This is a genomic window from Cytobacillus sp. Hm23 (assembly GCF_051842895.1).
GTDB lineage: Bacteria > Bacillota > Bacilli > Bacillales > SM2101 > Nanhaiella.
Map to the genome: position 1 here is coordinate 21,557 of NZ_JBPXRQ010000026.1, position 23,281 is coordinate 44,837.

The window sequence follows — 23,281 nt, forward strand, 5'->3', positions numbered from 1 at the left end:
AACTAACATTAGCTGTTAATTTGATAGACTCTACGATACTTCTCTTCTAAATACTCGATCAAGTGATTTGCATTTAATCCTTCACCTGTTACATCTTGTAGGATTTCTAGTGGTTTTTTCAGTTTACCAAATTGATGTACATGCGCTGTGAGCCATTCGCGAACAGGCTCTAATTCCCCTTTTTCCATTAACTCATCAAAATTTGGAATATCTACAAGCATTGCTTTATTTAGTTGGGCTGCATACATATACCCTAGTGCGTAAGATGGAAAATACCCAAACATTCCACCTGCCCAATGTACATCCTGTAGTACTCCTTCGGCATCATTTGAAGGGCGTACACCTAAATATTCCTCATATTTATTATTCCAAACTTCCGGTAAGTCTTTCACTTCAATTTCACCGTTAAACAATCCTTTTTCAATCTCATATCGAATCATTATATGTAACGGATATGTTAATTCGTCTGCTTCGATACGGATTAATGAAGGCTTAGATTCATTAATAGCTTTATAGAAGTCATCTAACTCTACAGAATCAAACTGACCATTAGTATGTTCTTTTAATAAATCATAATTCTTTTTCCAATAAGAATAATTGCGTCCTACAAAATTTTCGTAAAACAGTGATTGTGATTCATGAATCCCCATTGATGTTCCTGAACATAAAGGCGTGCCTGTTAAGTCCGTTGATATATTTTGCTCATACAATGCATGACCACACTCGTGAATTGTTCCAAAAACCGCTGTACGGAAATCCTTTTCATCATACTTTGTCGTGATGCGCACATCTCCTGGGTTTAAGCCTGTCGCAAATGGGTGCACTGTTTCATCTAATCTACCAGCTTCAAAATCATAGCCCAATTGCTCTAGAATTGCTAAACTAAATTCACGCTGCTTACCTTTAGGAAAATGTTCAAACAGGAAGCTCGTTTTAGGCTGTTCTGCTGTAGCAATTTCTTTTACTAATGGGACAATTCGCTCACGGGCTTCATGAAACACCTTATCTAAAATGTCCACTGTCATACCTGGCTCATAATCGTCAAGTAGAACATCATATTTGTTATCTTTATAACCCCAGTATTCAATAAATCGCTTGTTAAATTCGACTAATTTTTCTAGGTAAGGCTGGAACATAGAAAAGTCTGATGCTGCTTTTGCTTCCTCCCACACAGATTCAGCTTTCGATTTAAGAATGACAAACTCCTTATACTCTTCTGCAGGTATTTTTTTATTCTTATCATAGTATTTTTTGCATTCTTTAAGAGTTTTAATAGTTTTTTCAGATAGCTGCTCCTTGACACCTTGTGACGAGAGCTTCGCAATATAGGAAGCCATTTCTTCAGAAGTAGTCATTTCAAAGATTTCAGATGATAAAGTTCCTATTACCTCAGAACGTTGGGCCACTCCTTTTTTTGGAGCACCTGTGCGTAGGTCCCAATGCATTAAACCAACAGCTTCATTATAGCCTATTATTTTTTTTACATAATCTAGAAATTGTTGTTCTAGTTTTAATATATCTTGATTCATGTTGTTCCTCCTTAAACTGTTTTCATTTACTATAATTCTATACAATTATAATAAATCCTTCTAAATCTTACATTTAAAAATTCTTAAGATTTTGTAACATTAGTAGGAAGATTTGTTTCTACCTTTGTGATTAATTCCTTATCAATATCACTTGTACAAAAAATTGTCACAACACCCTTATCATGATGAGAACGAACTAACCGTCCAACTCCTTGGCGTAGTCGAAGCATCATATAAGGAACATCAATTGTCCAAAAGGGATCCTCAGTTGCTTTACGCTTTGCATTAAACACAGGGTCATTTGGAGGATAAGGCAACGACCAAATAATAAGATTAGACAAAGCTGGGCCAGGTATATCTAAACCTTCCCAAAGATGCTGCGCACAAAGTATAGTATGTTCTTCATTTTGGAATATTGAAACTAGTTCACTAATTTCTCTATCTCCCTCAAATAAAAATGAAAATTCCGTTTGCTCACTACAGTGTTCCTTAAATAACTGTAAATCGTGTTTACTATTAAATAATATTAACGCTCTTCCATTTGTTTTCTGTAGCTCTTTCATTGTATACGTAAACTTTTGCTGAAATAAGTTGTCATTGGCTTGTAGGATTGGCATCTTTATCTTCATTTGTTCAGCGTAATCAAATGGAGATTCCACTGAAAACGATAAATAATCACGAATACCTAAGCTAGCTGTAACATACTCAAATGATTGGTTATTTGAAAGTGTTGCAGAGCTAAACACAAACGGTATGTTGTTTGAGAAAACTTTTTCCTCAAGTACATTCTCCACCGATTTTGGCATAATAACAACAGTTGTTTCATCATCGTTTGCTTCAACCCATGTTATAGCCTCATCATTTTCAACCATTAGCTGCAAAGAATATTGCACTTGATCGATGTATTCATCAACAATATTTAATTGATACTCTTCTATCGTATATGTTTCACTTTCGAAAACTAGTGCATCTCCAATAGCAATTAACTTTTCGTTTAATTGTTTAGCATAATTAATAATAGAGTCGGATAAAGCAAGGTTCATTCGATGAGACCCTTGTACTTGCACAGCTTGCTCCACTATTGAATCAAAAAATAACTGATTTGTTTCAATCGTCTCTTCTATTAACAACGCAAGCTCTTCTCTTATCTCATTTTCAAGCAGTCGAGTTAATAATACTTCTAATAATGTTGCTTTTATTTTATAAGTCAACGCCTTTTGTGCCGCAATTTCTAATAGATGCCCTTCGTCAAAAACTACGCTGCTATATTCAGGTAGTAACGGCAATTGCCCTTCTCTCTTACGTGATTCTTTCGTCCAGACATGCTCCATATAAAAGTCATGTGAACAAATAATTAAATCTGCAGCCTTTCGATAATGATCTCTAGACAAAATTTGTCCACATCGATGTCGCTTTTCACAACTTGAGCAATCTTGAAAAACATCCCATGAAATCATGTTCCATTCCTCATCAGACAACAGAGGATATTGTTTTCGATCCCCATAAGGTGTAAATTGTTGTAAGGCTGCATGATTATTCACAAATTTCGGTAGTGAATCATAAACATCATTAATATTGTCATGTTCTGAAAAAGTCATTGCATCATCTAGTTTGTTTAAACACAAATATTGATCAGGGGATTTTGCCAGTCTGACATCAATATTCATATTTAATAGTTTTCGAAGTTTTGCAATGTCTCCTTCCTCTTTAACAAGCTGTTCAATTAATGACTCATCAGCACAGCTTATAATTGCGGGTTTATTTGTATACCTTGCATAACACAATGCATATAATAAATATACGATTGTCTTTCCTGTTCCAACACCAGCCTCAGCTAATATTATCTTCTTTTCCTTAAATGCACGTTCAAGCTGAAATGCCATGAAAATTTGTTCATCTCTAAGCTCTAAACCTGCTTCAGGTAGTATGTCATAAAATACATCGCCAATCCATTCATTTAATTTATCAAAAAAGTTATCATTCGTTAATACTTGAAAAGGTAGTCGTTCACGAATCATTAATTATATTCCTCCGATATTAAATGTTACAACGATAACGATAATTTAATGAATAATATGCATATGTTGATTACTCACCTATCATCACCATTTATAGATATTTATCTTTTCTCATAGAAGGAGAACAGTGTCAGAAGTTATTATTTTTTTGGGGGTTTAGTTCCCCAATATTGATAATAGTCAGTTCTAATAAAACCGTTAAATAATTTTCTCTTTTTAGTAGCTTTCTTCCCGTATAATTTTTCAAATTCCGGATGGGAAGTAACGATATACTTTGACCAAGTATCAAGGTCACCAAATACCTCGCCCATGTCTTTATACATTTGCTCCACTACTTGTTTTTCACCTATGCGCTCACCATAGGGTGGGTTACCAACGATCACACCATGTTGATCCTTAGTCGTAAAATCTTTTACCTGCATTTGCTTAAATGTAATAAGATCTCCTAGTCCAGCTTCTTCAGCGTTTTCTTTAGATATAGTAATCATTCTATGATCTATATCATGACCAAATATATGCAGTGGTTGGTCGTAATTTGCTCGGTCCTCTACTTCTTGACGTGCATCATTCCAAGTACTTTTACCAATCCAATCCCATTGCTCAGAAACAAAGTCCCTATTGAAACCAGGTGCAATATTTTGCCCTATTAATGCAGCTTCTATTGGTATAGTACCAGAGCCACAAACTGGATCTACAAACGGTTTATTAGGCTCCCAGTTTGTAAGCATCACTAATGCAGCTGCTAAAGTTTCTTTCAGCGGAGCATCACCTTGTCCAACACGATATCCACGTTTATGTAGTCCAGAACCACTCGTATCGATTGTTAGCGTTGCGATATCTTTGTGAATAGCAATTTCGACTTTATATAATGGTCCAGTTTCTGCTAACCAACCAGCCGATCGATAATGTTCCTTCAAGTTTTCAACTATAGCTTTTTTCACGATACTTTGACAATCAGACACACTAAATAGCTTTGACTTTACAGATTTACCACTTACAGGAAATTCACCATCTTCAGGTATAAAGTTGCTCCACTTTAATGCTTTTGTCCCTTCAAATAAGTCTTCAAAAGAAGTCGCTTTGAACTCACCAACTTTTATTTTAATTCTATCAGCGGTACGTAGCCATAAGTTTGATCTGCATATAGCCTTTTCGTCACCTTGAAAAATGACTTTACCGTTTTCTACTGTACATTCGTAGCCAAGACTACGTACTTCCTTTGCAACGATAGCTTCTAAACCCATTGCAGCGGTTGCAATAAGTGTATAAGTATTGTTCATGTCATCACCCTATTTTCTCAAATTACTCGCTTAGTACAATTAAAATCAATTTATTACTTTGCCCTTCCAACAGCTAAGTTATTCGGTAGTTTAATCAACCTATTGGATGAGCCGTTTTTAAATAACTCTTATTGATCATATCCAAATTTCTTCATTATCATAACATCTACATATGCTCTATACGCAAACTTTGTTGCTATTTTTAAAAAATTTGTACATTTGGAGAAAGTTACATGAAATTCTCAATGTTGGTCATTAATAATTTTTTAAGATTGCAACTGAATACGAAAGTACTTTTTTCTTAAGGTCATCGACATAACAAAAGCTCTCCATGTTAAAGGAGAGCTGTTAAGTCTAATCTAATTAACTCAGTTCATTAATAACGTTCTGTAAGCCATGTTTTGTTCCTTGTACTACAAACGGCCAACGCCTCGTACCAAGGTGGTAATCATCTATCTACAGGCAAATTTCCTTACCTGTCCTTCTTCTCGTTCATTTTCTTAAAGAAGGTGCCCCTACCATAATTTGGGTTTCTCGCTCGTGGGGTTTACCTCGTTCCACTCTTGCAATTTCTTGCAAGATTTCGTCACTGTGGCACTTTAAAGGTATTCTAACCATATCTAGGAAGACTTAGGTTATTTCCCTGCCGTTAGTTAGTATTACACTAACTACCCTAGCTTATTTATTCACTAGGCACGAACACTACGAGCATCTCAGCTCGTGCGAGCATGGACTTTCCTCTACACATGAACATGTGCAGCGATTACCCGAACGTTATTAACGCGTAACATTAATTATAGTAAATAACATTGTAAATAGCAATAGTTTTTATATGGTAATCATTTACTCGTATAATTTACTACCAAACACATGCTTTTCAAGACTCGATAATCTTTGTAAAATATCAAAATTAGTATTTCCAGATGGTACACTTTGTTTTTTAGATGTATCATCTACTTGACGTTTCAAGCGTAAATTTTCTTGTTGTAGTTCTTCAATAATTTGATGGAATGATTCGTAATCTTTAATGACGAAGTCTAAAAACTTATCTACCTCTTCTTGTTTATAGCCTCTCATCGCAGTTTTAAATTCTTTTTCCAAAATTTCTTTAGCATTTAGTTTAATTCGTTCTAACATTGTATTCACCTCTACATAATTCCCCATTCTACCACTTCTATTTTTTCAAATGAAAGAGCAATTGTCAATTTGTCTTTTGCATATGTCATTTCGTATTAGTTATTTTTTTGCACTAATAAAAATAACATGGACTTCAATTAGCATTCGTGGTTGTTGTTAAATACCTTTTATAGCTATTCAAATTTAGAAACAGTAACAACAAAATTGTAGTCCAAAGGCTTCTCTACAATTCTTCATTCCACTGTTCATTCATTGATTCTTCTTCAGCAACTAAATGAAGATCATCAAAATTTATCATAATTATATCATAGTTGTCCGTATCTCTTCTATTTTTTGCAACATTCAGCAAATATGTAGGACTTCCTTGCTTATCTTCATCAAATACAGCGAGTAATGCATCACTTTTGTTTACCAAAAAAAGGTTTTTTTGTCGGAATTGACTAGGACTTTCATATGTTCTGTTTGAAATACTTTCGACAAAGTCAGCTTGAGATAAAATATATTCGTAATATTCTTTATTTGCTTCATTCCAATTCAATTCTTGCTGAAGAAATGGTGTAAGAATTGCAACCTTAAGGTGTGGATAATCTTCTTGTAAAGCATACACTGTTTCCGCAGCCCATAGTTCAACACCGAGCTGACCACTGATTAACACCCATTCAAGTCCATTATCAAGAAGTGAAACTAAACGACTTTTAAGTGCTTTCTTTATAAAATTTACCGCGGGATGATCATTAGAGAAAATACCAATTTCATAGGGCTTATAACCTGAAACGACTATGACTTTTATCAAAATTCATTCTCCTTTAGGAAAAACATCATTTCTATGATCACTTAATAATGAGACTAGGAATGACTGCCTATTAAAATAGCACCATATTGCTATAACTATAAAAAAGCTGCTGTTAGGCTTTTTTTCAACTTTAATTTTTTTAATCAAATATTGACAACAAAACGAGGCTATTTACATATGTATTGTGTTAAAAAAAGACACCTGGAGTTATATAGTATTTATTTCTAAGTAGGATTAACAGCAATTAATGAGCAAACATCAACGACCTTTAAAAATAGGAACGGTATAGCACCGTCCCTATAATTTACTCTATTCAAGTTCTTATCTTCCACAATTGAATTGTTGATTAGAAACTTCATTAACTACAGACTCTGTTTGTGGATAATAATGTTGATGCTGATACAATACATGATTTACATGCTGTATGTGACTAGGGTGAATGTGCGGGACAATAAATGTGCAATAATGATGTTGGACACAGCATTTTGTTGGATGAACAATCGGTGGCTGTACAATTGGTCTAGGTTGCATCTCCTTATCTCCTTTCATATGCATATGTTACAATAACAGCCTATGAAAAAATGGGTAAACATGTACTAATGAATACACCTAATTTATCCCTATATTTTAAAAAGATTTAACTTACTAAAATATCCACATAACTCATGATCATATATGCTTCTAGAATATATGTATGTCTATATTTATCCAAAATTAGCAATAAGTCACAGTAGACTTGTTTTAAAATTGCTCATAATTATGACTGTCAAGCATATTACAACAAAAAATAAATAAACGATTTTCTTATACATTATTCATATTCTCTCCATTATGTTTTTTAAAGCTCTATGTTGTCTTTAGGCTAGACTCTTTTCAAACTTTATTGCTATATTTTCTAACTGAAACAGCTTCATCTGTTTCAGTTTTATTTGATAACCATAATAAGTGAAAAGAGCGTTAGTTATTAATGAATATTTTATCATGTTTTAACATGAACACAACAGTCTTAAGTAAGGTGATTAATTCCCTAGATGTATAGCTACGACAAATGTTTACTATACCATAAATTTGTTGTCGATTTGTTTTATTTATAATGCCGAATAAACTCTCTTTTTGCGCTTTCCGTGGAAATAAATGTGTTTGTTATTTCCCCTTCTTTTCCAGCCTACTAATACGCTTTAGTAATTCAGCTTTCTTGTATTTTTTATACTCTTTCTCACAAGTGATTTTATATGCAAACCTCGCATATTTTAATGCTACATCAATTTCCTTAAATTGATGCTCATGTACTTTTGCTAATTCAACAGCAGCTTGTATTTGTAATGACATATCATTTGATTCGACTAATTGTTTCCACAAGTCGGTTGCTTTTTTTACATTCTTTTCTCTTTTATATATCATGGCTAAATTGAACTTAGCTTTATCAGAATGCTCATCTTCACTAGTAGCAATAGCTTTATATTTATAACTAGCGCTTTTCTTTTCCCCCAAAGTATCTAACCAACGGGCAATTTCAAACTGCTCGTTAGGGTTACTCAATTTGTAATTAGCTAATATTTTTTTTGAGAGGTGTATATATAATGAAATTAAAGAAAGGATATCTGTTTCATTATGGTGTAACACAGAGAAAATCCCTGTTGGGTTTTTATTTTGTAAAAAGTCAAAGTACAGCAAAGGTGCTAAATATCCGGGAGTATCTTTCCCTCGGTTAATCGCAAGTTTTTCTTTTTCAACTGTAGTTAACTTTACGTTCTCCAAATCATTCTTCCACAACCTTCGTGATCCATGAAACAAATCAAAATGGCCGAACTCTGGCAATTTAGGAACAGACTCCTTAATTAATGTATGTCGTGTCTTCACCTGTGGCCAATCAAAAGCTTTACCGTTATATGTTACTAATGTAGTATAATCTACATTTGTAAGAAAGCTTTGATAAAGAGCAACTTCATTTCCAGGAGCAGGCAAAAAATGTTGTCTTATTTTTACCTCATCCTGAAACACTCTAGCGTATCCTAATAAAAATATCGTATTTCCAACTCCACCACCTAATCCAGTCGTTTCTGTATCAAAAAAGAACAAATCATGTGGTTCTTTATTTTTTGCTGAGAGAGGGTGTTGAATGTGATGGCTTTGCCACATCTCAGTTACCTCATGGAGCTCAGCAAACGAGTGTTGACCATGTTTATACCCAATTGGATATGAAACTTCTCTGATAAGACAGTATTGATCATCAAAAAAATATGGATTTGCCGAAAAAGAAGTCCATTGTTCAAGAAACGGTATAGTATGATCGTCTGTTTTTAAACTTTGGCTATTCTTCTCACTTTCGTTGACAAGGTGTTTCTTATATAAATTAAGTTTGTTTTTAATAGACATAAATAATAGTACTTATAACAACGTAAACAAATGAATGACCATTTGATTCATGTTATTACCGTATGTTCACCTGCCTCATTTCTATTACTAACATAGCCATGTATGTTCTAGAAGTCACACGAAAAATCAATGACTTAAGCTGTTTTCGCATTGATTGTTGCTCTTCGTTCTATGCGATGGCACGTTTTCAGTACGTGTTCGTGGCACCTATTCTACTTTTACAATTATTGAACTCTCATAAAGCTCATCTTACTGTCCATTTTTAGTAAAATAGCAATAAAGTTTATGAAAGAGTTATAGGCTAAAGTTTTTCTAGGATGTTAAGCACCTCTCTCTTATGGTCTTTACCCCCTATTTCGATGCCAATACAGGACGGACAACCTTCTTCACAAGGACAATGTAATATTAGGTTTCTCGATGCTTTAATGATTAAGTCCTGACTTTTATAGACCTCTTCTGCTAGCCCTATCCCCCCTGGGTAATGATCACAAATAAATATTGTTGGTTTTCCTGTATGTGTAGCTTTAATTTGTGATACTACATGGATATCATTACGATCACACATGACGTGGATAGGTATTAAATGGCTAAATACATTTCTAATCCCAAGTAGAATTTGCTCCAACGTTTTTTCATCTTCGTTATTGTCAACTTTTTGGATTTCCAGCCAAGTAGCACTCGTGTGTAATTCTTCTTCGGGTAAATGAATTGGACCAGATCCTACATTTTCAAATGAAGACAATTTAATTTTCTTAAATATCGTAGGGCGAGCATTGATTGTAACATCTCCATAATTCATTGTAGTTGTTTTTCTATTCGTTGTTTTATCTATTTCCAGCACTTTTAATTGTATAGCTAAATTAGCGTCAGTGTAATATTCTACATCCACTTTCTTTACGTACGCTTTCTTATGTTCCCAGTCTAGTTTTTCTACCTGATGTTGGATCCCTTCATGTATATAAATCGCTTCATCATGTAAAAGTGTCATAGCGCTAAAGCGATCCATTTCGCCAATGATTTTAACGTCAGCAATATTTGATTGATCGATAATAACGACATTCTCTTGTGATGCCGACCTCAGGCTAATATTGCTCGCTGGAAAGGATTGATTCGCCCAATAAAATTTCTCACCATTACGATACAACACGTTTTCATCCACCAAGTATTCCATTATTTCCATCACATCTTGTTTGCCAAATTGTTCATTTTCCCTAAAGGGTAATTCATAAGCTGCACATTTTAGATGGTCAACTAGTATAATTAAATTTTCTGGATTGATTCTTGCAGATTCTGGTGATCTTTCAAAAAAATAGTTTGGATTGTTCACAATATATTGATCAATTGGATTAGAGTTAGCTACCATAATAATAACTGCTTCACTGTGACGACGACCTGCACGTCCAGCTTGCTGCCAAGTACTTGCAATACTTCCGGGATATCCTGTCATGACACACACTTGTAACTGTCCAATATCGACACCCAATTCCAAAGCATTCGTACTCACGACACCCATTATGTTCCCATTGCGTAGACCTTGCTCAATTTCTCTTCGTTGCTTCGGTAAATAACCGCCTCTATATCCTCTAATAGATTTTGAACCGAGTTCTTTCTGAACTAGTTCTTGAATATGACTTAATAAAATTTCAACACGTACTCTACTTCTTGCAAAAACAATTGTTTGAATATGATTTTTTAAAAATCTTTGTGCAAGATCATTTACTTCTACAGTTGCACTTTTTCTAATGTTTAAAGGTTTATTTACAACAGGAGGATTATAAAAAACAAAATGCTTCCTGCCACTTGGTGCCCCGTTATCATCAATTAAGGTCATTGTGCTTTCTGTTAACCTTTCAGCTAATTCCTTAGGGTTTGCAATAGTCGCTGAAGTACAAATAAAGATCGGATCACTACCATAAAAATTGCAAATTCTTTTAAGTCTGCGTATGACATTCGCGACATGACTTCCAAACACACCGCGATATGTGTGTAATTCATCGATAACGATATATTTTAAGTTTTCAAAGAGGCTAACCCATTTTGTATGATGAGGAAGTATAGCTGAATGTAACATGTCAGGGTTGGTGATAACAATATGTCCAGCTTTTTTTACTTTTTGTCTAATCGTGGGAGAAGTGTCACCATCATAAGTAAAGCTTTTTATATCAATCCCCATTTCTGAAATGATCTCATTTAATTCACTCTTCTGATCTTGCGCTAAAGCTTTAGTAGGGAAAATATATAATGCGCGGTTCAATTCATCTTGTGCAATAGCTTGAAGAACTGGAAGATTATAACACAATGTCTTACCAGATGCAGTTGGGGTCACCGTTACAATATTCTGACCATCCTGCACTGCTTCATATGCCGTACATTGATGTGTATATAATGCGTTTACCCCCCTATTATGTAAAGCTGTTTTAATTCTGGAGTCAACACTGTCAGGAATACTCATTGTTTTTGCTTCCTTCGGCTCTACCTCATGCCAATGTATAATATTATCATTTACCTTTAGTTCGTCAATAATATCGGACAGCGACTTCTTTTTCACTACCTGTTCACCGCCTATTTAAATTAATATCACATCTATTTTATTGTAACGAATAAACGTTCGTAATGAAAGTTTTTATTTATAGTCGCCAAATAATAAAATCTGTTAATATATATATAATGAAAATACTGTGGAGTGGAAAGAAATGAATAAACAAACTATTGAAGACGTTTTAAGTAATGTACCTTTATTTAAAGAACTTATAAATACTGAATTAAAAGAAATTGTAAATATTGCAATTACCCGTACGTACCAAAAAGGGACTCATATTTTCATGCATGAGGATCCTTTAGATTATGTGTATTTTATACATACTGGTAAAGTAAAGATATATAAAAATGATATTCAAGGAAAAGAACAGATTGTATCAGTATTAAGTGATGGAGATATGTTTCCACACGTAGGTTTTTTTAGAAAAGGGAATTATCCAGCTTCATCATTCGCTGTTGAAAGTACTGCTGTTGTAGCAATTTCGATTTCTCATTTTGAACAGTTACTTTTACAACATCCAGAAGTTTGTATTAAACTTTTTAGAGTGATGGGTGAAAAAATTATAGATTTACAAAAAAGACTTGAAGAACAAATTTTAAATAATACATATGAGCAAATCGTTAAATTGTTACTAAGACTATCAGAAACTCACGGAACAGAAGTTGATAGCCACACAAGAGTGCTATCTACCCAATTCACCAATAAAGAATTAGCTAATATGATTGGTACAACACGGGAAACGATTAGTAGAACGATTACAAAGCTTAAGAAAAAAGGAAGTATTACAGTGGATTGTAATGGCAATCTTGTTATTGATGTAAATAAGTTCGAATCAGAAATCTTGTGAGTTAAAAACAAAAGCTCTTTTCAAATTTTATGAAAATGGACAATAAGATAAAGTTTTTTTCGAAAAACAACAATTAATGTGAGAACAGCCAAAAAATGAGTTGCTAGAGCAGCAACTCATTTTTCATTTTCATAAACTGTTATTACATAGAGTGACAGTATAAAATGGTCACACCAAAAAACAAAATTATTTTAGCTAATTAAACGGTTAATGATAACATTTGTTCCAAATCGTCTTGAGCATTATCAATTAATTGGAGGTTGAATGTTTCTTGTAAAACGTTCAGCACTCCCTCAGAAATAAACTCTGGTGGCTTAGGTCCAATGCGAATATCTTTAATACCTAAACTAAATAACCCAAGTAAAATTGCTACGGCTTTTTGTTCAAACCAAGAAAGAACAATACTGATCGGTAAATCATTTACTTCACATTCAAAAGCATCAGCTAAAGCAAGTGCTATTTTTACCGTTGAGCCTGAATTATTACATTGACCTAAATCAATATAGCGAGGAATGTCTGTCCCTGGTACTGTGCCATAGTCTACATCATTAAAACGAAACTTCCCACAAGATGTAGTTAAAATCACTGTTTCAGGTGGCAAAGATGTAGCCAGCTCTCGGTAGTACTCCCCACCTTTTCCTGGAGCATCACAACCAGCTATAACAAAAAATCTTTTAATTTTGCCATCCTTAACAGCTTGGATAACTTCAGGTGCCAAACCTAATACTGTTTCATGATGGAAGCCGGTTACTAATGTTTGTTCTGATTCAATGTTTGCATCGGGTAATTGGAGCGCTCTATTAATTAAAGGAGTAAAATCATCATTCTCTATTTTTTGAACATTTTCCAACCCCGCCACTTCATATGAATACATTCGATCTGCATACGTGCCCTTAATTGGCATCACACAGTTTGTGGTTGCTAATATAGCACCAGGAAACTTTTCAAATAATCTACGTTGATCATACCATGCTTTTCCTATATTCCCTTTTAAATGATGATATTTTTTTAGTTCTGGATAACCATGTGCAGGGAGCATTTCTGAGTGAGTATATATGTTTATCCCTTTCCCTTTTGTTTGCTCAAGCAACTCTTGCAAAGCGAATAAATTATGACCAGTTACTACGATACACTTTCCTTCAATTTTATTTTGAGAAACTGTTATTGGTTGGGGTATACCTAAACGTTCAGTATGAGCTTTATCAAGTACGTCCATGATACGAACTGCTGCTTGCCCTACCTTCATTGCCATATCAATATGTTCTTCAACATTAAAATTTGAATTCGTTAACGTCATATAAAGCGCTTCATGAGTCGTAGCATCAACAAATGGATCTGTATATCCAAGTTGATTAGCATGTGTACGGTATGCAGCAATACCCTTTAAACCAAATACGATTGTATCTTGTAAGCTTGCAATCGTTTCATCCTTTCCACATACACCAACCACTTTACACCCTCCTGATGGAGTTTGTTCACATTGATAACAAAACATGTCTATCTCCCCTTTAAAACGGAATTTTCATGTTTTAGCATACATCTTTCGTATACTATCAATTGTGATTTCAATCACATTTTTGGATAATTTACAAATTGTTCACATTTATACCATTTTTTCATTACATGACATGAGATACTCTGTGTATTTTTTGTGCCCTTTCCGAACGAAGTGCATAAGTTATAGCGAATAAACTTTTTTAACTGAGGTGAAAGTTGTGAGTTCAGACAATAATAATAAATTATCTAGAAATCTAGAGAACGAATTCAATGGCTTAATCAAATCGATGAATGAATTCATTGGCGAAAATCCTTTTAAACGAATATTTGAGTCACTTGATGACCTCCTTAGCCAGCCACTCTTCATTCAACAAATACCTATACGAACATTTGAAACAGATACAGAGTATGTTATTAATGCAGAATTACCTGGTGTTAAACGAGAGCAAATAAATCTTGAATTCTTCGAACATTATGTAACAATCTCACTTAATAATAGTGAAATAATCGAAGAGTCAAATGATAAACAACAAACATACCAAAAAATGCATACATTCCAACAGGCTTCAAGAACCATTCACGTTCCCTACAAGATCCCAGAACAAAACGTAACTGCAACATTTAGGAATGGCCTACTAGATATACGTATTCCACGCCAACAACGCAAGCGGATATCCATCCAGGAATAGAACTTTCATTAATAGCTCTTTCGTAAACCTTACTGCCTATTCTTACTAAAAATGAACAGAATGATGAGTGTAAAGAGAACTCAATAATTTTAAGACTAAATAAAGTGCCAGGAACGATAGGTTTATACGTATTTATCTCAAAAAACGGGAGTAAAAATTAATACTATATAAAAAAGCAGCGAAGGATAATATTCATTCGCTGCTTTTTATGTATTCCATTAGGAATTTTTGTGAGATTCACTTCCGTATTTAGGATTATTTTCTGGAGTTGAATCATGTTGAATGGATTGCTCATTAGCAAATTCAGTCTCATTCCTATTGTTCGGATATTTATTTTGTCTCTTGCGGTTATTGTTTCGATTAGTCATTCATATTCCTCCTAGTTATTGTTCTTATTATTCATTTCCTTTTTAGGACGTTTTTGTGTAAATTGGTTTCCAAATTCCATGTTTGTTTTTTGTGGTTTATTTTGCTTCTTTGTCACCTATGCTCCTCCTTTTTCAATTCATTTGGAGCAACGAATTGACATGACCCTATGCTCCAATACATAGTCTGTGACGCATGAAAAAAGATTATACACTTCATATTTCATACTATAAATTACATATTTTTAAAAATTAAAAGCAAGTTATATGTAGGAGGTGGATGTAGTGAATAATAAGAATGAAAATCCAGAACATATACAAACTGATACTCATCTAGACCCATCGAAAGAGCCAAGAATAGTAATCAAAACAAATCTTGATCCTGAAACGAGTGTTGAGGAAAACCCTTATTATAGTGAAAATGTGAAAGATGTTGAGGAGTTTACAAAGTATTTTGATCAAACATAAAAGGTGTGTCAAACATTATGGATAAGACATTAAGATATTTACAAGAAACCTTATCAAACTATTTAGAGAAACACAATATATCGGAACAAATATATGAAAAACTTCTTGCAAAAACGTATCGCAGTGAAGGAGATTTTGTTAAGGAATTAAATGAAGAAGAAATATCTTTTTTAGATGAGGTTTTACCTGATGAAATAATATATGCTTTAGATGAACAAGATTTCAAACGTGTAGAGCAATTGAATGAGGTTTATGAGTTGCTGTATTAGTAATAATGAGTAGCCAATAATAAAGGTCATGGGGTGATGAAGCTGACACGCAACAATGATAATTTTATTAATATTAAATTTCAAGATGGTGCTATCGATAAGAATGGGATAAACGGTTGTCAAGTAGAAGACGTTCTTCCTATCTTAATTAATAAGCTTAAAGCATTTCAAAATGGCGATTTTCACAGCATGGAGAATTCACTAGCCATTTCAAACTTAGAAGCAGCTAACTATGCTTTACATTGTAGACGTGAAAGGGTTGAATTAGAAAAACATTAGAGCTAAGAGGATGACTTCTAGGGCAGAAATTCCCCGAACCAATATAGCTTCTCAAGATAGCTTCTGCCCACTACATAAAGAGTCATCCTTTCAATTAGCAGTTAACCATTTTCACAAGGTTCAAACTACGTGAGAAACATTTCTATGTGACAAAGATGGTTATAGATTTATTAATGATGAAAAACCTTTAAAAGCAGAATTAAACTGATTCATCGCCCCCATCATTTGTCCTGCTGTATTCATCATCTTACTATAGTCATAAGAACCGTCATCTTTTTTGAAATGATTCATGATAGATCCGAAACCAGGCTGAGGTTGCTGCATATTCGGTTGTTGTAATGGGTATGGTGTTGGATACGGCTGAAACGTATTTGGTCTTGGCCTTGGCCTTGGCCGAAACGGTGTTACAGGAGCGGCAGGAATTCCTGGTGAAATTGAAAATGGTGCAAATGGTGTCGTAGGTGGAATTGGACTAGTAGGTTGAAAAGGTACAAAAGGCCCTTGCGAAAATGGTGGTCGTGGAAATGGTGGTCGCCAAACTGGCGGGAATGGGTACCTATTGTTTCTTTGATGCATCACATTCATTGCTATTTCCCTCCATAGGAATTAATATTGGCCTTAATAATGTATGTCAAAGCAAGATGTGTTGTGCTGAAATTCGTGTGGAGAAAAGAGCCTCATTTCTGATTGAAGGATACGAGCCTAAACACAGCTACTTCACCAAATTGAAAGACCCCACCTGTAAGGGTGGGGATCAATTATAAGATTAGTTTATTAGAATGAGTCTGGTTTCGATTAAATGGTGTTTATCGTAGGAAAGAATCAAAATGTGTAATATTAACAACATCAATCTATTTTAAAAATGACAGTTACAATGCCCTTTCAGTTATCTAATTTAATTACGAAAACAACAATTTCTATAATAAGACCAAAAAAAGAATATTAACTGCAAAATAGCAATATTTTAATCATTCCAACCATACGCCATCACTTCAATAGTAGCTACTTGATCAGCAAATTCAATTGGAATATCTGGATATAATAATTCAAACCCTGCTTCACTTCCTGGATTTAAACCAACATCAATATAATCATTTAAAATACCTAGTAATTTTCCATCCTCTGCATATAAAGCACCTGCGACACTAATACTTTCTTGTTTTTCGTCCTTCGTATTCTTCACTATGCCTGTTACTTTATATGGGTTCCATTCATCGCCTTTTAGCCCTTTAATTGCTGATACTTCCATTAAATTAGGATCTTCAGTTGTTTCGTTAAACTCAAAATTATATGTAGTTTCTTTGTATAGACTAGCATCAGTAATACCATCAATAATTGCACTTTCTGAAACAAATGCTTTTTCACCAGGTAAAACTACATTTGGTACTGCATATATCCACGTTGCCGTACCTAAAATCCCTCCCTCCTGGTCTTTAAAGTTCATTTGTGTTTCACCAATCTTAATAGGTACTTCACCCGTGTTTTCATAAATTGCTGCAGAATGCAACCAAATAGTACCTATAGAATCAACCCAAGCTATACCGTTATCTTGTACAATTTCAAGACTCACATTTTCTACTTCAGCTTCTTCTTCTTCAACTTCAACTACACTAACTCCAGAAGTTTCTTCAACTTCTTCTGTATTGCTATCTTCTGTTGGTGTAGCCGAACCTCCGCTCGCTCCTGATAATTTTTCTTCATTAGAACATCCCATAAATAGTAATAATACAGACATGAATACAAGTAAAGCACTTAACTTCTTCATCAAATTCCCCCTATAATCACTGTTTGTCAAAAGGTTATTATCGCAATGATTTGTTGTTAGTAAACATGTATACACATTGAGTTTCTTACAGCTTTTATTTCAGATTACTATGCCAACCATATAAGATATAAAATAGCAACAAAGTTTACGATAGCGGCCTTTCAAAAAGATATTAACAAACGATGCTTACAATTTTCTTACAAAGATTAAGGGTATTTAGACGTATCATTATGGAAAAATCCCCAATAATATATGTTTGATAAAATAAAGGTTACGGTATAAAAAAAAGAGTACTGTTTGATAATTAGATTTCAAACAACACTCTTGACTCAGTTATGTTTAGTTGGGGATGAACTGTTTTACTTCATTTGAAGGCTCGACTCCGAGCTCATCCCTTAATAACTTGACATAGTTTTTATAGTATTCTTTTAACCTTTTTTCATAAATATGATGGCTAGCATATATATTTAGAAGAAATATAGTCATCTCTTCATGCAGAGGGTATAAAGTTAAAAATGTTTTCACAACTTCTTCTGAGCGATTAATATCCCCTTCTTTTATAAAGTAATTTGCTAATTCACGTGTTAGTTTTTCATACATCACTGTCAGCTCTTCTTCAACCCCTAAAACCCATAAATAATCTTTCATTTCAAATAGATGCCCTTTATATACTTGGAAGGTTCTTTCACTAATTTTAAGATTGTCTTTATTTACCTTGTCATTGTGCGCAAAATACGCTTTAAAAGTTAGTAGATCACAATATTCTGTTTCGACATCCAGTATATAACCGTCGTTTAAGTTACGAATTTGTAACTTCATATTATTTTCCTTCAACACTTTTTTCAATCTAGAAATAGTCGTGTGGAGATTTACAGTTGCGTTTTTCGTCCAAAACATGTCCATCAATTTCCACTTATTAATGACTTGGTTTGGATGGATGAGGAAATACGCAAATAGCTCTTCTGTTTTCCTTGTAGGCCATTTTACAACTGTTCCATCTTCACCTCTTACTTCAAATTTTCCTAAACATTGTATTAATGTCTTCGTTGTTAAGTTTATTTGTGCTAGTTTTGTTTTGTCCAAATGATTTTTTAGTAAACGGGAAGTCACTCTATTAATATCGTCAGAAGTAACAAATTTTACAAGGTAGTCAACTGCATAAACTTTAAATGCCTGAACAGCATATTGTTCATATGCTGTTGTAAATACAATTTGGATATCTTGATCGATTTGTACTATTTTTTCTGCCAATTGGATGCCATTCATTTCGGGCATTTCTACATCAAGAAAAACTACATCAGGTCGAATGACAGCGAACATTTCCAATGCTTCTATTGGACTTGTATAGCTTCCAGCAACAGTTAATTGAGGTTGTTGACTTATTAATAAATTCATCAAATCTAACGTTGGTTGTTCATCTTCTACAATCATCACTTTAAGCATTACAAGCCCTCCAATTCAGTATCATACAAGTCACCCTTGACTCTTTTTCGTAATTCCAATGTAATCTTAGTTCCACAGTTTGTTTTTGAATCAACTTGTATATGCTCTTCATTCAAAGATGCTAACCTTCTTCTTATGTTCGTCATACCTATCCCTGCATTTTTCAGTTCTCCATTTTTAAACTGCTTTAATGCTTCCTCGGACAATCCCACTCCGTCATCTTCTATAATAATAAGTATAGATGTTTTACAGTTTATAATTGATAATGAAACGTTTCCTTCTCCTTTTTTATTAAATACTCCATGTCTAATCGCATTTTCAACAAAAGGCTGTATACATAATGCAGGAATATAAATTCCATCTAACCCATCATCTATGGTCGCTGTAAAGTTAAGCCACTTAAACCTAACTCTTTCAATTTCCACATACGCCTCTATTAACTGTAATTCTTGCTCTAGTGGTATAAACATCGTTTGAGGAGTTGTGTTGTAAATGATACGTAAATATTGGTTTAACATTTTGAGCAAACGAATAGCATCATCAACATTTGTATAACATAGAGATGCAATTGTGCTTAGAGCATTATGTAAAAAGTGTGGCTTTATTTGTGCTTGTAAAAAAGCTAGTTCATTATTGAAAGCATTCTCCATCGATGTTTTCATAGCAAGCAATGTTTGAATTCTCGCTAATATTGTGTTGGAGTCAAAGGGTTTCGTAATATAATCGTTCGCTCCAGCACTAAATCCAAGAGCGATGTCTTCTGGCATATCTTTCACTGTTGCTAACAAAACAGGTAATGTTATGAATGATTTTGACTCTCTTATTTTTTGACAAAGCTCAATTCCCGACATTTGTGGCATCATTACATCAGTTATAACAAGGTCAATATGAGGATGTTCATTGAGTTTACTTAAAGCATCTTTAGCTGAAAATGAAATTATTACTTTAAAATGTTGCTTTGATAACATATTTTGAAGCACTTGAATATTGGCACGTTCGTCATCTACGATGAGGATCGTTTGATCAGAGTTAGAAGTACTGTCGTTATCGTTTTGTAAATCCTCATTTTGTTTAAGTGTAGATGTAGTTGTATTTGATCCAACTTCTTCGACTAGCTTCGGACTTTGAACAATAGGTAGAGTAAAACAAAATCTAGACCCTATACCAACCTCAGTCCAATCAACCCAAATATGGCCATTCATCTTTTCTACTAATTGCCTACTAATATATAACCCTAAACCCATACTTTGATAGCCATCAACTTGTATAAATTGATCTAATTGTTCGTAATAACTAAATATCTCTTCTCTTTTCTCATCTGGGATTCCTATTCCCGTATCCTCTACATATATGTATAAAGTTTCTTCTATTTTTTGAGAAGAAACAGTAATTTCTCCATGCTCTGTATGCTTTATCGCGTTATGAATTAAGTTATACAAGATTTGGCGTAAACGATTTTCGTCAGCTTCTACTAGCGGATAATCGTGGAGATTATTTATTAAGTCAATATTTTTCCCTTGCACTTCAAATGCGAGAACGTCAAACACGATTTGAGTTGATACTTGAATATCTACAGTTGCTATGTGTAACTGCAATTGTCCATTTCTCAGTCTGGAGACATCAATTAAATCATTTACTAGATTGGATAGCTTAACTGAGGTGTCGTGAATGAGTGTAAGATTATTCCTATCGTTATTTGACATTTGATCTTTTTTCTCTAGCAAGTATGAAGAAATATTAACAATACCGTGTAATGGTGTTTTTAATTCATGAGAAGTTTTTGCTAAAAACTCATCTTTCATTTTGTTCATTGAAATTAACTTATTTGATAAATTTTCAAGCTTGCCAAAAGTATGTGTATATCGAAGAGCTAATAAAATATACATCACCGCTACAAAGATAACTATACTTATTTCTCTGTATTGCCCTAAATCATAAATAATTTGAGATCGAGTTTTTATAATCGGTTCCCATTGAATATATTCTCCTGTCAAAGCTACCATAATATCAAAGAAATTAATCGTACCGAAGTACATAAAGAACAGAAAAATAAATATACTAGAAAATAGTAATAGCTCTCTTTTCTCTACATCATCATATTTTCTTTTATAAAATACCCACACTAACTTAAAGAAAATAAAACTTAAACAACCTCCGCTAATAAATACGAAGACCATCTCCATATGAGTATATTTATCATAAGGTAACAGCAAAACTGTTAAAGGATACACCATTAAGAGTGAGCATGCAATACGCACAACTCTTTTAGAAAGTAAAGTCGAATCTAACGTATGAAGGAATAGGAATATGAATAAAATTGCGCTATATGCTGATATATCTTGAATCTTATAGGCCGTATCAATTGAAATTGATGGAAAAAACAACATAAATAGCTTCTCACTTCTACATGAGTAAGAGATTAATAAACATAAGAAAAATAATCCATTGTAGAAATAAAACTTGTTACTTTTCATTTTCATAAAATAAATACACAAATGGTATACACAAAATAACAACAAAACAAAAATAATTGCTAAATCTGTACCAAAAGAGATTAATTGTAACTTAGATATGTCCTCTTGAAGGCCAAATTCTATATCGTCAATGATACCCCCATCATAATAATCATATTTAGATACTTGTATGACTATTTCAAAAGAGGTTTGACTTAGCGGGAAATACTTTACATAAGGAATATTACCGATTTGTTGCGTCTCAACATTGTTGGTAGGCTCCCCACTCTGTCCTACTAAATAACCGTTAATAAACAATTTATGTGCCATGCGTATATCATTAATTTTAAGTCCGAAAAGTTGGTCAGTATGTTTTTCATTTAAAAATACCTTTAGTCGATATGTAGCAAAACCATCTATATTTATTACACTCGTATCTCGTACTTGATTACCAACATTCGGGACATTTTGATAGTTATAACTAAATTCGTTCTTATCTAAAATAGCAGGTTGTAATAGTTCATCTTCATAAAATCCCCAATACCCATTAAGACTAACTAAGCCATCCTTTTTAAAGTTCCAATTGGTAAGGTCGATTACACCTTTATTAGCAGTTGGAGCAGATGGATTAGAATTAGTCACCGGATTTAAAAAGTATAGAAAAAGTATAGCTAATATTAACCCAATAATTATCATTTGACGTTCATGCTTACTCATCTAATTTCTCCTAATAAAAAATTCTATATAAATAACAGAATAAACAATTATACTACACAATATCGTGACAAAAGAATCTTTTTTTAATGTGTATCATTAAGTCACTATTAGTAATAGTTTGATCTAATTTCTATTGAAAACTAGTTGTATACGCGTAATGTTTATGAAAAAAACGACAGCAACACTTTTCTTAAACTGTATTGCTTTTGAAATAAATTAGCAGTAAGAAAAGGTTTTATTCGGTTAACACCATATTTATAAAGGAATGACAGCTAATAGTGTATATATTTATGTGCATATTTTTGTACTTAAAGCAAACAATTTATTTAAAAATAGCTAATTAGAAAAAAATAAAATAAATGTAAGTAATTGTCGGAATTCTCAATATTTAAAATTTTTTAAAAGAGTGCTTTTTCGTGATACCATATAAATAAATTATATTAATCGGAGGGGTTCTCATGAATGTTCAAGAATTGCGTAACCACTTTATTTCTCAAAGGAAATATGAACCTATTGATGGTAATGAATTGCTTGATTTCGCAAGACAAATCTACTTGCATGGAAACCTTCCCATTAGAGATTACAGAAATATTGTACGTCAATTAGAGACTGATGGAGCGCAGAAGCCTGAGTATGTTGTAGATGAAATCGTCTAAACGATATATGCGAGCTGCAAGTCAAAATGGGCTTTCACGTTCATTTGACTCCAGATAATAAAACATAATTGGCTAATCTCTTACTATTCATCTAAAAAACTATGACATCATATTATAAGACATAATATGGAGGGGATACTATAATCCCCTCTATTTTTATC

The 23,281-nt window shown here is 33.4% G+C and carries 20 protein-coding genes and 1 other RNA gene; 6 read left to right on the top strand and 15 right to left on the bottom strand.

From position 1 onward, the window contains the following. Positions 1 to 8 precede the first annotated feature (8 nt). The 9 genes from ACSVDA_RS15995 to ACSVDA_RS16035 form a co-directional block, all read right to left on the bottom strand. The gene (locus tag ACSVDA_RS15995) at positions 9 to 1,529 is read right to left on the bottom strand and encodes a carboxypeptidase M32 (RefSeq protein ID WP_485884415.1); all 1,521 of its coding nucleotides are present in this window, start codon (positions 1,527 to 1,529) and stop codon (positions 9 to 11) included. Positions 1,530 to 1,612: 83 nt separating this feature from the next. Continuing rightward, positions 1,613 to 3,547, bottom strand: a complete 1,935-nt coding sequence (locus ACSVDA_RS16000) for an ATP-dependent DNA helicase (RefSeq protein WP_485884416.1) — start codon at positions 3,545 to 3,547, stop codon at positions 1,613 to 1,615. Positions 3,548 to 3,687: 140 nt separating this feature from the next. After that, on the bottom strand, positions 3,688 to 4,827 hold the full coding sequence (locus ACSVDA_RS16005) for a THUMP domain-containing class I SAM-dependent RNA methyltransferase (RefSeq protein WP_485884417.1): 1,140 nt from the start codon (positions 4,825 to 4,827) through the stop codon (positions 3,688 to 3,690). 385 nt (positions 4,828 to 5,212) lie between these two features. Then, an RNA gene (gene rnpB / locus ACSVDA_RS16010) (RNase P RNA component class B) lies at positions 5,213 to 5,602 on the bottom strand. A gap of 68 nt (positions 5,603 to 5,670) precedes the next feature. Further along, positions 5,671 to 5,964 (bottom strand): cell division regulator GpsB, encoded by a 294-nt coding sequence (gene gpsB / locus ACSVDA_RS16015; protein WP_485884418.1) that lies wholly within the window; start codon positions 5,962 to 5,964, stop codon positions 5,671 to 5,673. 223 nt (positions 5,965 to 6,187) lie between these two features. Next, positions 6,188 to 6,754 carry an SLOG family protein gene (locus ACSVDA_RS16020; RefSeq protein ID WP_485884454.1) on the bottom strand — a complete coding sequence of 189 codons (567 nt, stop codon included), beginning with the start codon at positions 6,752 to 6,754 and terminating at the stop codon, positions 6,188 to 6,190. A gap of 324 nt (positions 6,755 to 7,078) precedes the next feature. After that, positions 7,079 to 7,288: a spore coat protein gene (locus ACSVDA_RS16025; protein WP_320210085.1), complete on the bottom strand. Its 210-nt coding sequence runs from the start codon at positions 7,286 to 7,288 to the stop codon at positions 7,079 to 7,081. Between the two features lie 612 nt (positions 7,289 to 7,900). Then, positions 7,901 to 9,133, bottom strand: a complete 1,233-nt coding sequence (locus tag ACSVDA_RS16030; protein WP_485884419.1) for a ribonuclease H-like domain-containing protein — start codon at positions 9,131 to 9,133, stop codon at positions 7,901 to 7,903. A 301-nt stretch (positions 9,134 to 9,434) separates the two neighbouring features. Next, the gene (locus ACSVDA_RS16035; RefSeq protein ID WP_485884420.1) at positions 9,435 to 11,681 is read right to left on the bottom strand and encodes a DEAD/DEAH box helicase; all 2,247 of its coding nucleotides are present in this window, start codon (positions 11,679 to 11,681) and stop codon (positions 9,435 to 9,437) included. A gap of 145 nt (positions 11,682 to 11,826) precedes the next feature. Here ACSVDA_RS16035 and ACSVDA_RS16040 point away from each other — a divergent pair, with 145 nt between their 5' ends. Beyond that, positions 11,827 to 12,519, top strand: a complete 693-nt coding sequence (locus tag ACSVDA_RS16040) for a Crp/Fnr family transcriptional regulator (RefSeq protein WP_485884421.1) — start codon at positions 11,827 to 11,829, stop codon at positions 12,517 to 12,519. Positions 12,520 to 12,718: 199 nt separating this feature from the next. On the opposite strand, the gene hcp is transcribed toward ACSVDA_RS16040, so the two are convergent. After that, entirely contained in the window at positions 12,719 to 14,014 is a 1,296-nt protein-coding gene (gene hcp / locus ACSVDA_RS16045; protein ID WP_485884422.1) for a hydroxylamine reductase, read from the bottom strand. A gap of 220 nt (positions 14,015 to 14,234) precedes the next feature. On the opposite strand from hcp, the gene ACSVDA_RS16050 reads away from it, so the two are divergent. Beyond that, complete coding sequence (locus ACSVDA_RS16050) at positions 14,235 to 14,705, top strand: Hsp20/alpha crystallin family protein (protein WP_485884423.1); 471 nt, start codon at positions 14,235 to 14,237, stop codon at positions 14,703 to 14,705. A gap of 218 nt (positions 14,706 to 14,923) precedes the next feature. Here the strand turns inward: ACSVDA_RS16050 and ACSVDA_RS16055 are convergent, their stop codons facing one another. After that, positions 14,924 to 15,073 (bottom strand): hypothetical protein, encoded by a 150-nt coding sequence (locus ACSVDA_RS16055; RefSeq protein ID WP_485884424.1) that lies wholly within the window; start codon positions 15,071 to 15,073, stop codon positions 14,924 to 14,926. Positions 15,074 to 15,355: 282 nt separating this feature from the next. Here ACSVDA_RS16055 and ACSVDA_RS16060 point away from each other — a divergent pair, with 282 nt between their 5' ends. From ACSVDA_RS16060 to ACSVDA_RS16070, 3 genes are read left to right on the top strand one after another with little or no spacing between them, the layout of a single operon-like run. Beyond that, positions 15,356 to 15,538, top strand: a complete 183-nt coding sequence (locus tag ACSVDA_RS16060; RefSeq protein WP_485884425.1) for a hypothetical protein — start codon at positions 15,356 to 15,358, stop codon at positions 15,536 to 15,538. A gap of 17 nt (positions 15,539 to 15,555) precedes the next feature. After that, positions 15,556 to 15,807 carry a sporulation protein gene (locus ACSVDA_RS16065; protein WP_485884426.1) on the top strand — a complete coding sequence of 84 codons (252 nt, stop codon included), beginning with the start codon at positions 15,556 to 15,558 and terminating at the stop codon, positions 15,805 to 15,807. A gap of 36 nt (positions 15,808 to 15,843) precedes the next feature. After that, complete coding sequence (locus ACSVDA_RS16070; RefSeq protein ID WP_320210077.1) at positions 15,844 to 16,086, top strand: Acb2/Tad1 domain-containing protein; 243 nt, start codon at positions 15,844 to 15,846, stop codon at positions 16,084 to 16,086. A 159-nt stretch (positions 16,087 to 16,245) separates the two neighbouring features. On the opposite strand, the gene ACSVDA_RS16075 is transcribed toward ACSVDA_RS16070, so the two are convergent. From ACSVDA_RS16075 to ACSVDA_RS16090, 4 genes are all read right to left on the bottom strand, one after another. Next, positions 16,246 to 16,671 (bottom strand): YppG family protein, encoded by a 426-nt coding sequence (locus ACSVDA_RS16075; protein WP_485884427.1) that lies wholly within the window; start codon positions 16,669 to 16,671, stop codon positions 16,246 to 16,248. Between the two features lie 379 nt (positions 16,672 to 17,050). Then, positions 17,051 to 17,851 (bottom strand): FxLYD domain-containing protein, encoded by an 801-nt coding sequence (locus ACSVDA_RS16080; protein WP_485884428.1) that lies wholly within the window; start codon positions 17,849 to 17,851, stop codon positions 17,051 to 17,053. 339 nt (positions 17,852 to 18,190) lie between these two features. Continuing rightward, entirely contained in the window at positions 18,191 to 19,294 is a 1,104-nt protein-coding gene (locus ACSVDA_RS16085) for a response regulator (RefSeq protein WP_485884429.1), read from the bottom strand. Next, positions 19,294 to 22,464 carry a hybrid sensor histidine kinase/response regulator gene (locus tag ACSVDA_RS16090; RefSeq protein ID WP_485884430.1) on the bottom strand — a complete coding sequence of 1,057 codons (3,171 nt, stop codon included), beginning with the start codon at positions 22,462 to 22,464 and terminating at the stop codon, positions 19,294 to 19,296. Before ACSVDA_RS16090 ends, ACSVDA_RS16085 begins: the two co-directional genes overlap by 1 nt. 458 nt (positions 22,465 to 22,922) lie before the next feature. Here ACSVDA_RS16090 and ACSVDA_RS16095 point away from each other — a divergent pair, with 458 nt between their 5' ends. Then, complete coding sequence (locus ACSVDA_RS16095) at positions 22,923 to 23,120, top strand: YppF family protein (RefSeq protein WP_214481247.1); 198 nt, start codon at positions 22,923 to 22,925, stop codon at positions 23,118 to 23,120. The last annotated feature ends 161 nt before the right edge of the window (positions 23,121 to 23,281 follow it).

Excerpts from the sequence above, each read along its gene's own strand:
- gpsB (WP_485884418.1), bottom strand. The coding sequence starts at position 5,964 with ATGTTAGAACGAATTAAACTAAATGCTAAAGAAATTTTGGAAAAAGAA.
- ACSVDA_RS16025 (WP_320210085.1), bottom strand. The coding sequence starts at position 7,288 with ATGCAACCTAGACCAATTGTACAGCCACCGATTGTTCATCCAACAAAA.
- ACSVDA_RS16055 (WP_485884424.1), bottom strand. The coding sequence starts at position 15,073 with ATGACTAATCGAAACAATAACCGCAAGAGACAAAATAAATATCCGAAC.
- ACSVDA_RS15995 (WP_485884415.1), bottom strand. The coding sequence starts at position 1,529 with ATGAATCAAGATATATTAAAACTAGAACAACAATTTCTAGATTATGTA.
- ACSVDA_RS16040 (WP_485884421.1), top strand. The coding sequence starts at position 11,827 with ATGAATAAACAAACTATTGAAGACGTTTTAAGTAATGTACCTTTATTT.
- ACSVDA_RS16070 (WP_320210077.1), top strand. The coding sequence starts at position 15,844 with ATGAAGCTGACACGCAACAATGATAATTTTATTAATATTAAATTTCAA.
- ACSVDA_RS16090 (WP_485884430.1), bottom strand. The coding sequence starts at position 22,464 with ATGAGTAAGCATGAACGTCAAATGATAATTATTGGGTTAATATTAGCT.
- hcp (WP_485884422.1), bottom strand. The coding sequence starts at position 14,014 with ATGTTTTGTTATCAATGTGAACAAACTCCATCAGGAGGGTGTAAAGTG.
- ACSVDA_RS16030 (WP_485884419.1), bottom strand. The coding sequence starts at position 9,133 with ATGTCTATTAAAAACAAACTTAATTTATATAAGAAACACCTTGTCAAC.
- ACSVDA_RS16095 (WP_214481247.1), top strand. The coding sequence starts at position 22,923 with ATGAATGTTCAAGAATTGCGTAACCACTTTATTTCTCAAAGGAAATAT.
- ACSVDA_RS16075 (WP_485884427.1), bottom strand. The coding sequence starts at position 16,671 with ATGAATGTGATGCATCAAAGAAACAATAGGTACCCATTCCCGCCAGTT.
- ACSVDA_RS16085 (WP_485884429.1), bottom strand. The coding sequence starts at position 19,294 with ATGCTTAAAGTGATGATTGTAGAAGATGAACAACCAACGTTAGATTTG.
- ACSVDA_RS16000 (WP_485884416.1), bottom strand. The coding sequence starts at position 3,547 with ATGATTCGTGAACGACTACCTTTTCAAGTATTAACGAATGATAACTTT.
- ACSVDA_RS16005 (WP_485884417.1), bottom strand. The coding sequence starts at position 4,827 with ATGAACAATACTTATACACTTATTGCAACCGCTGCAATGGGTTTAGAA.
- ACSVDA_RS16065 (WP_485884426.1), top strand. The coding sequence starts at position 15,556 with ATGGATAAGACATTAAGATATTTACAAGAAACCTTATCAAACTATTTA.
- ACSVDA_RS16080 (WP_485884428.1), bottom strand. The coding sequence starts at position 17,851 with ATGAAGAAGTTAAGTGCTTTACTTGTATTCATGTCTGTATTATTACTA.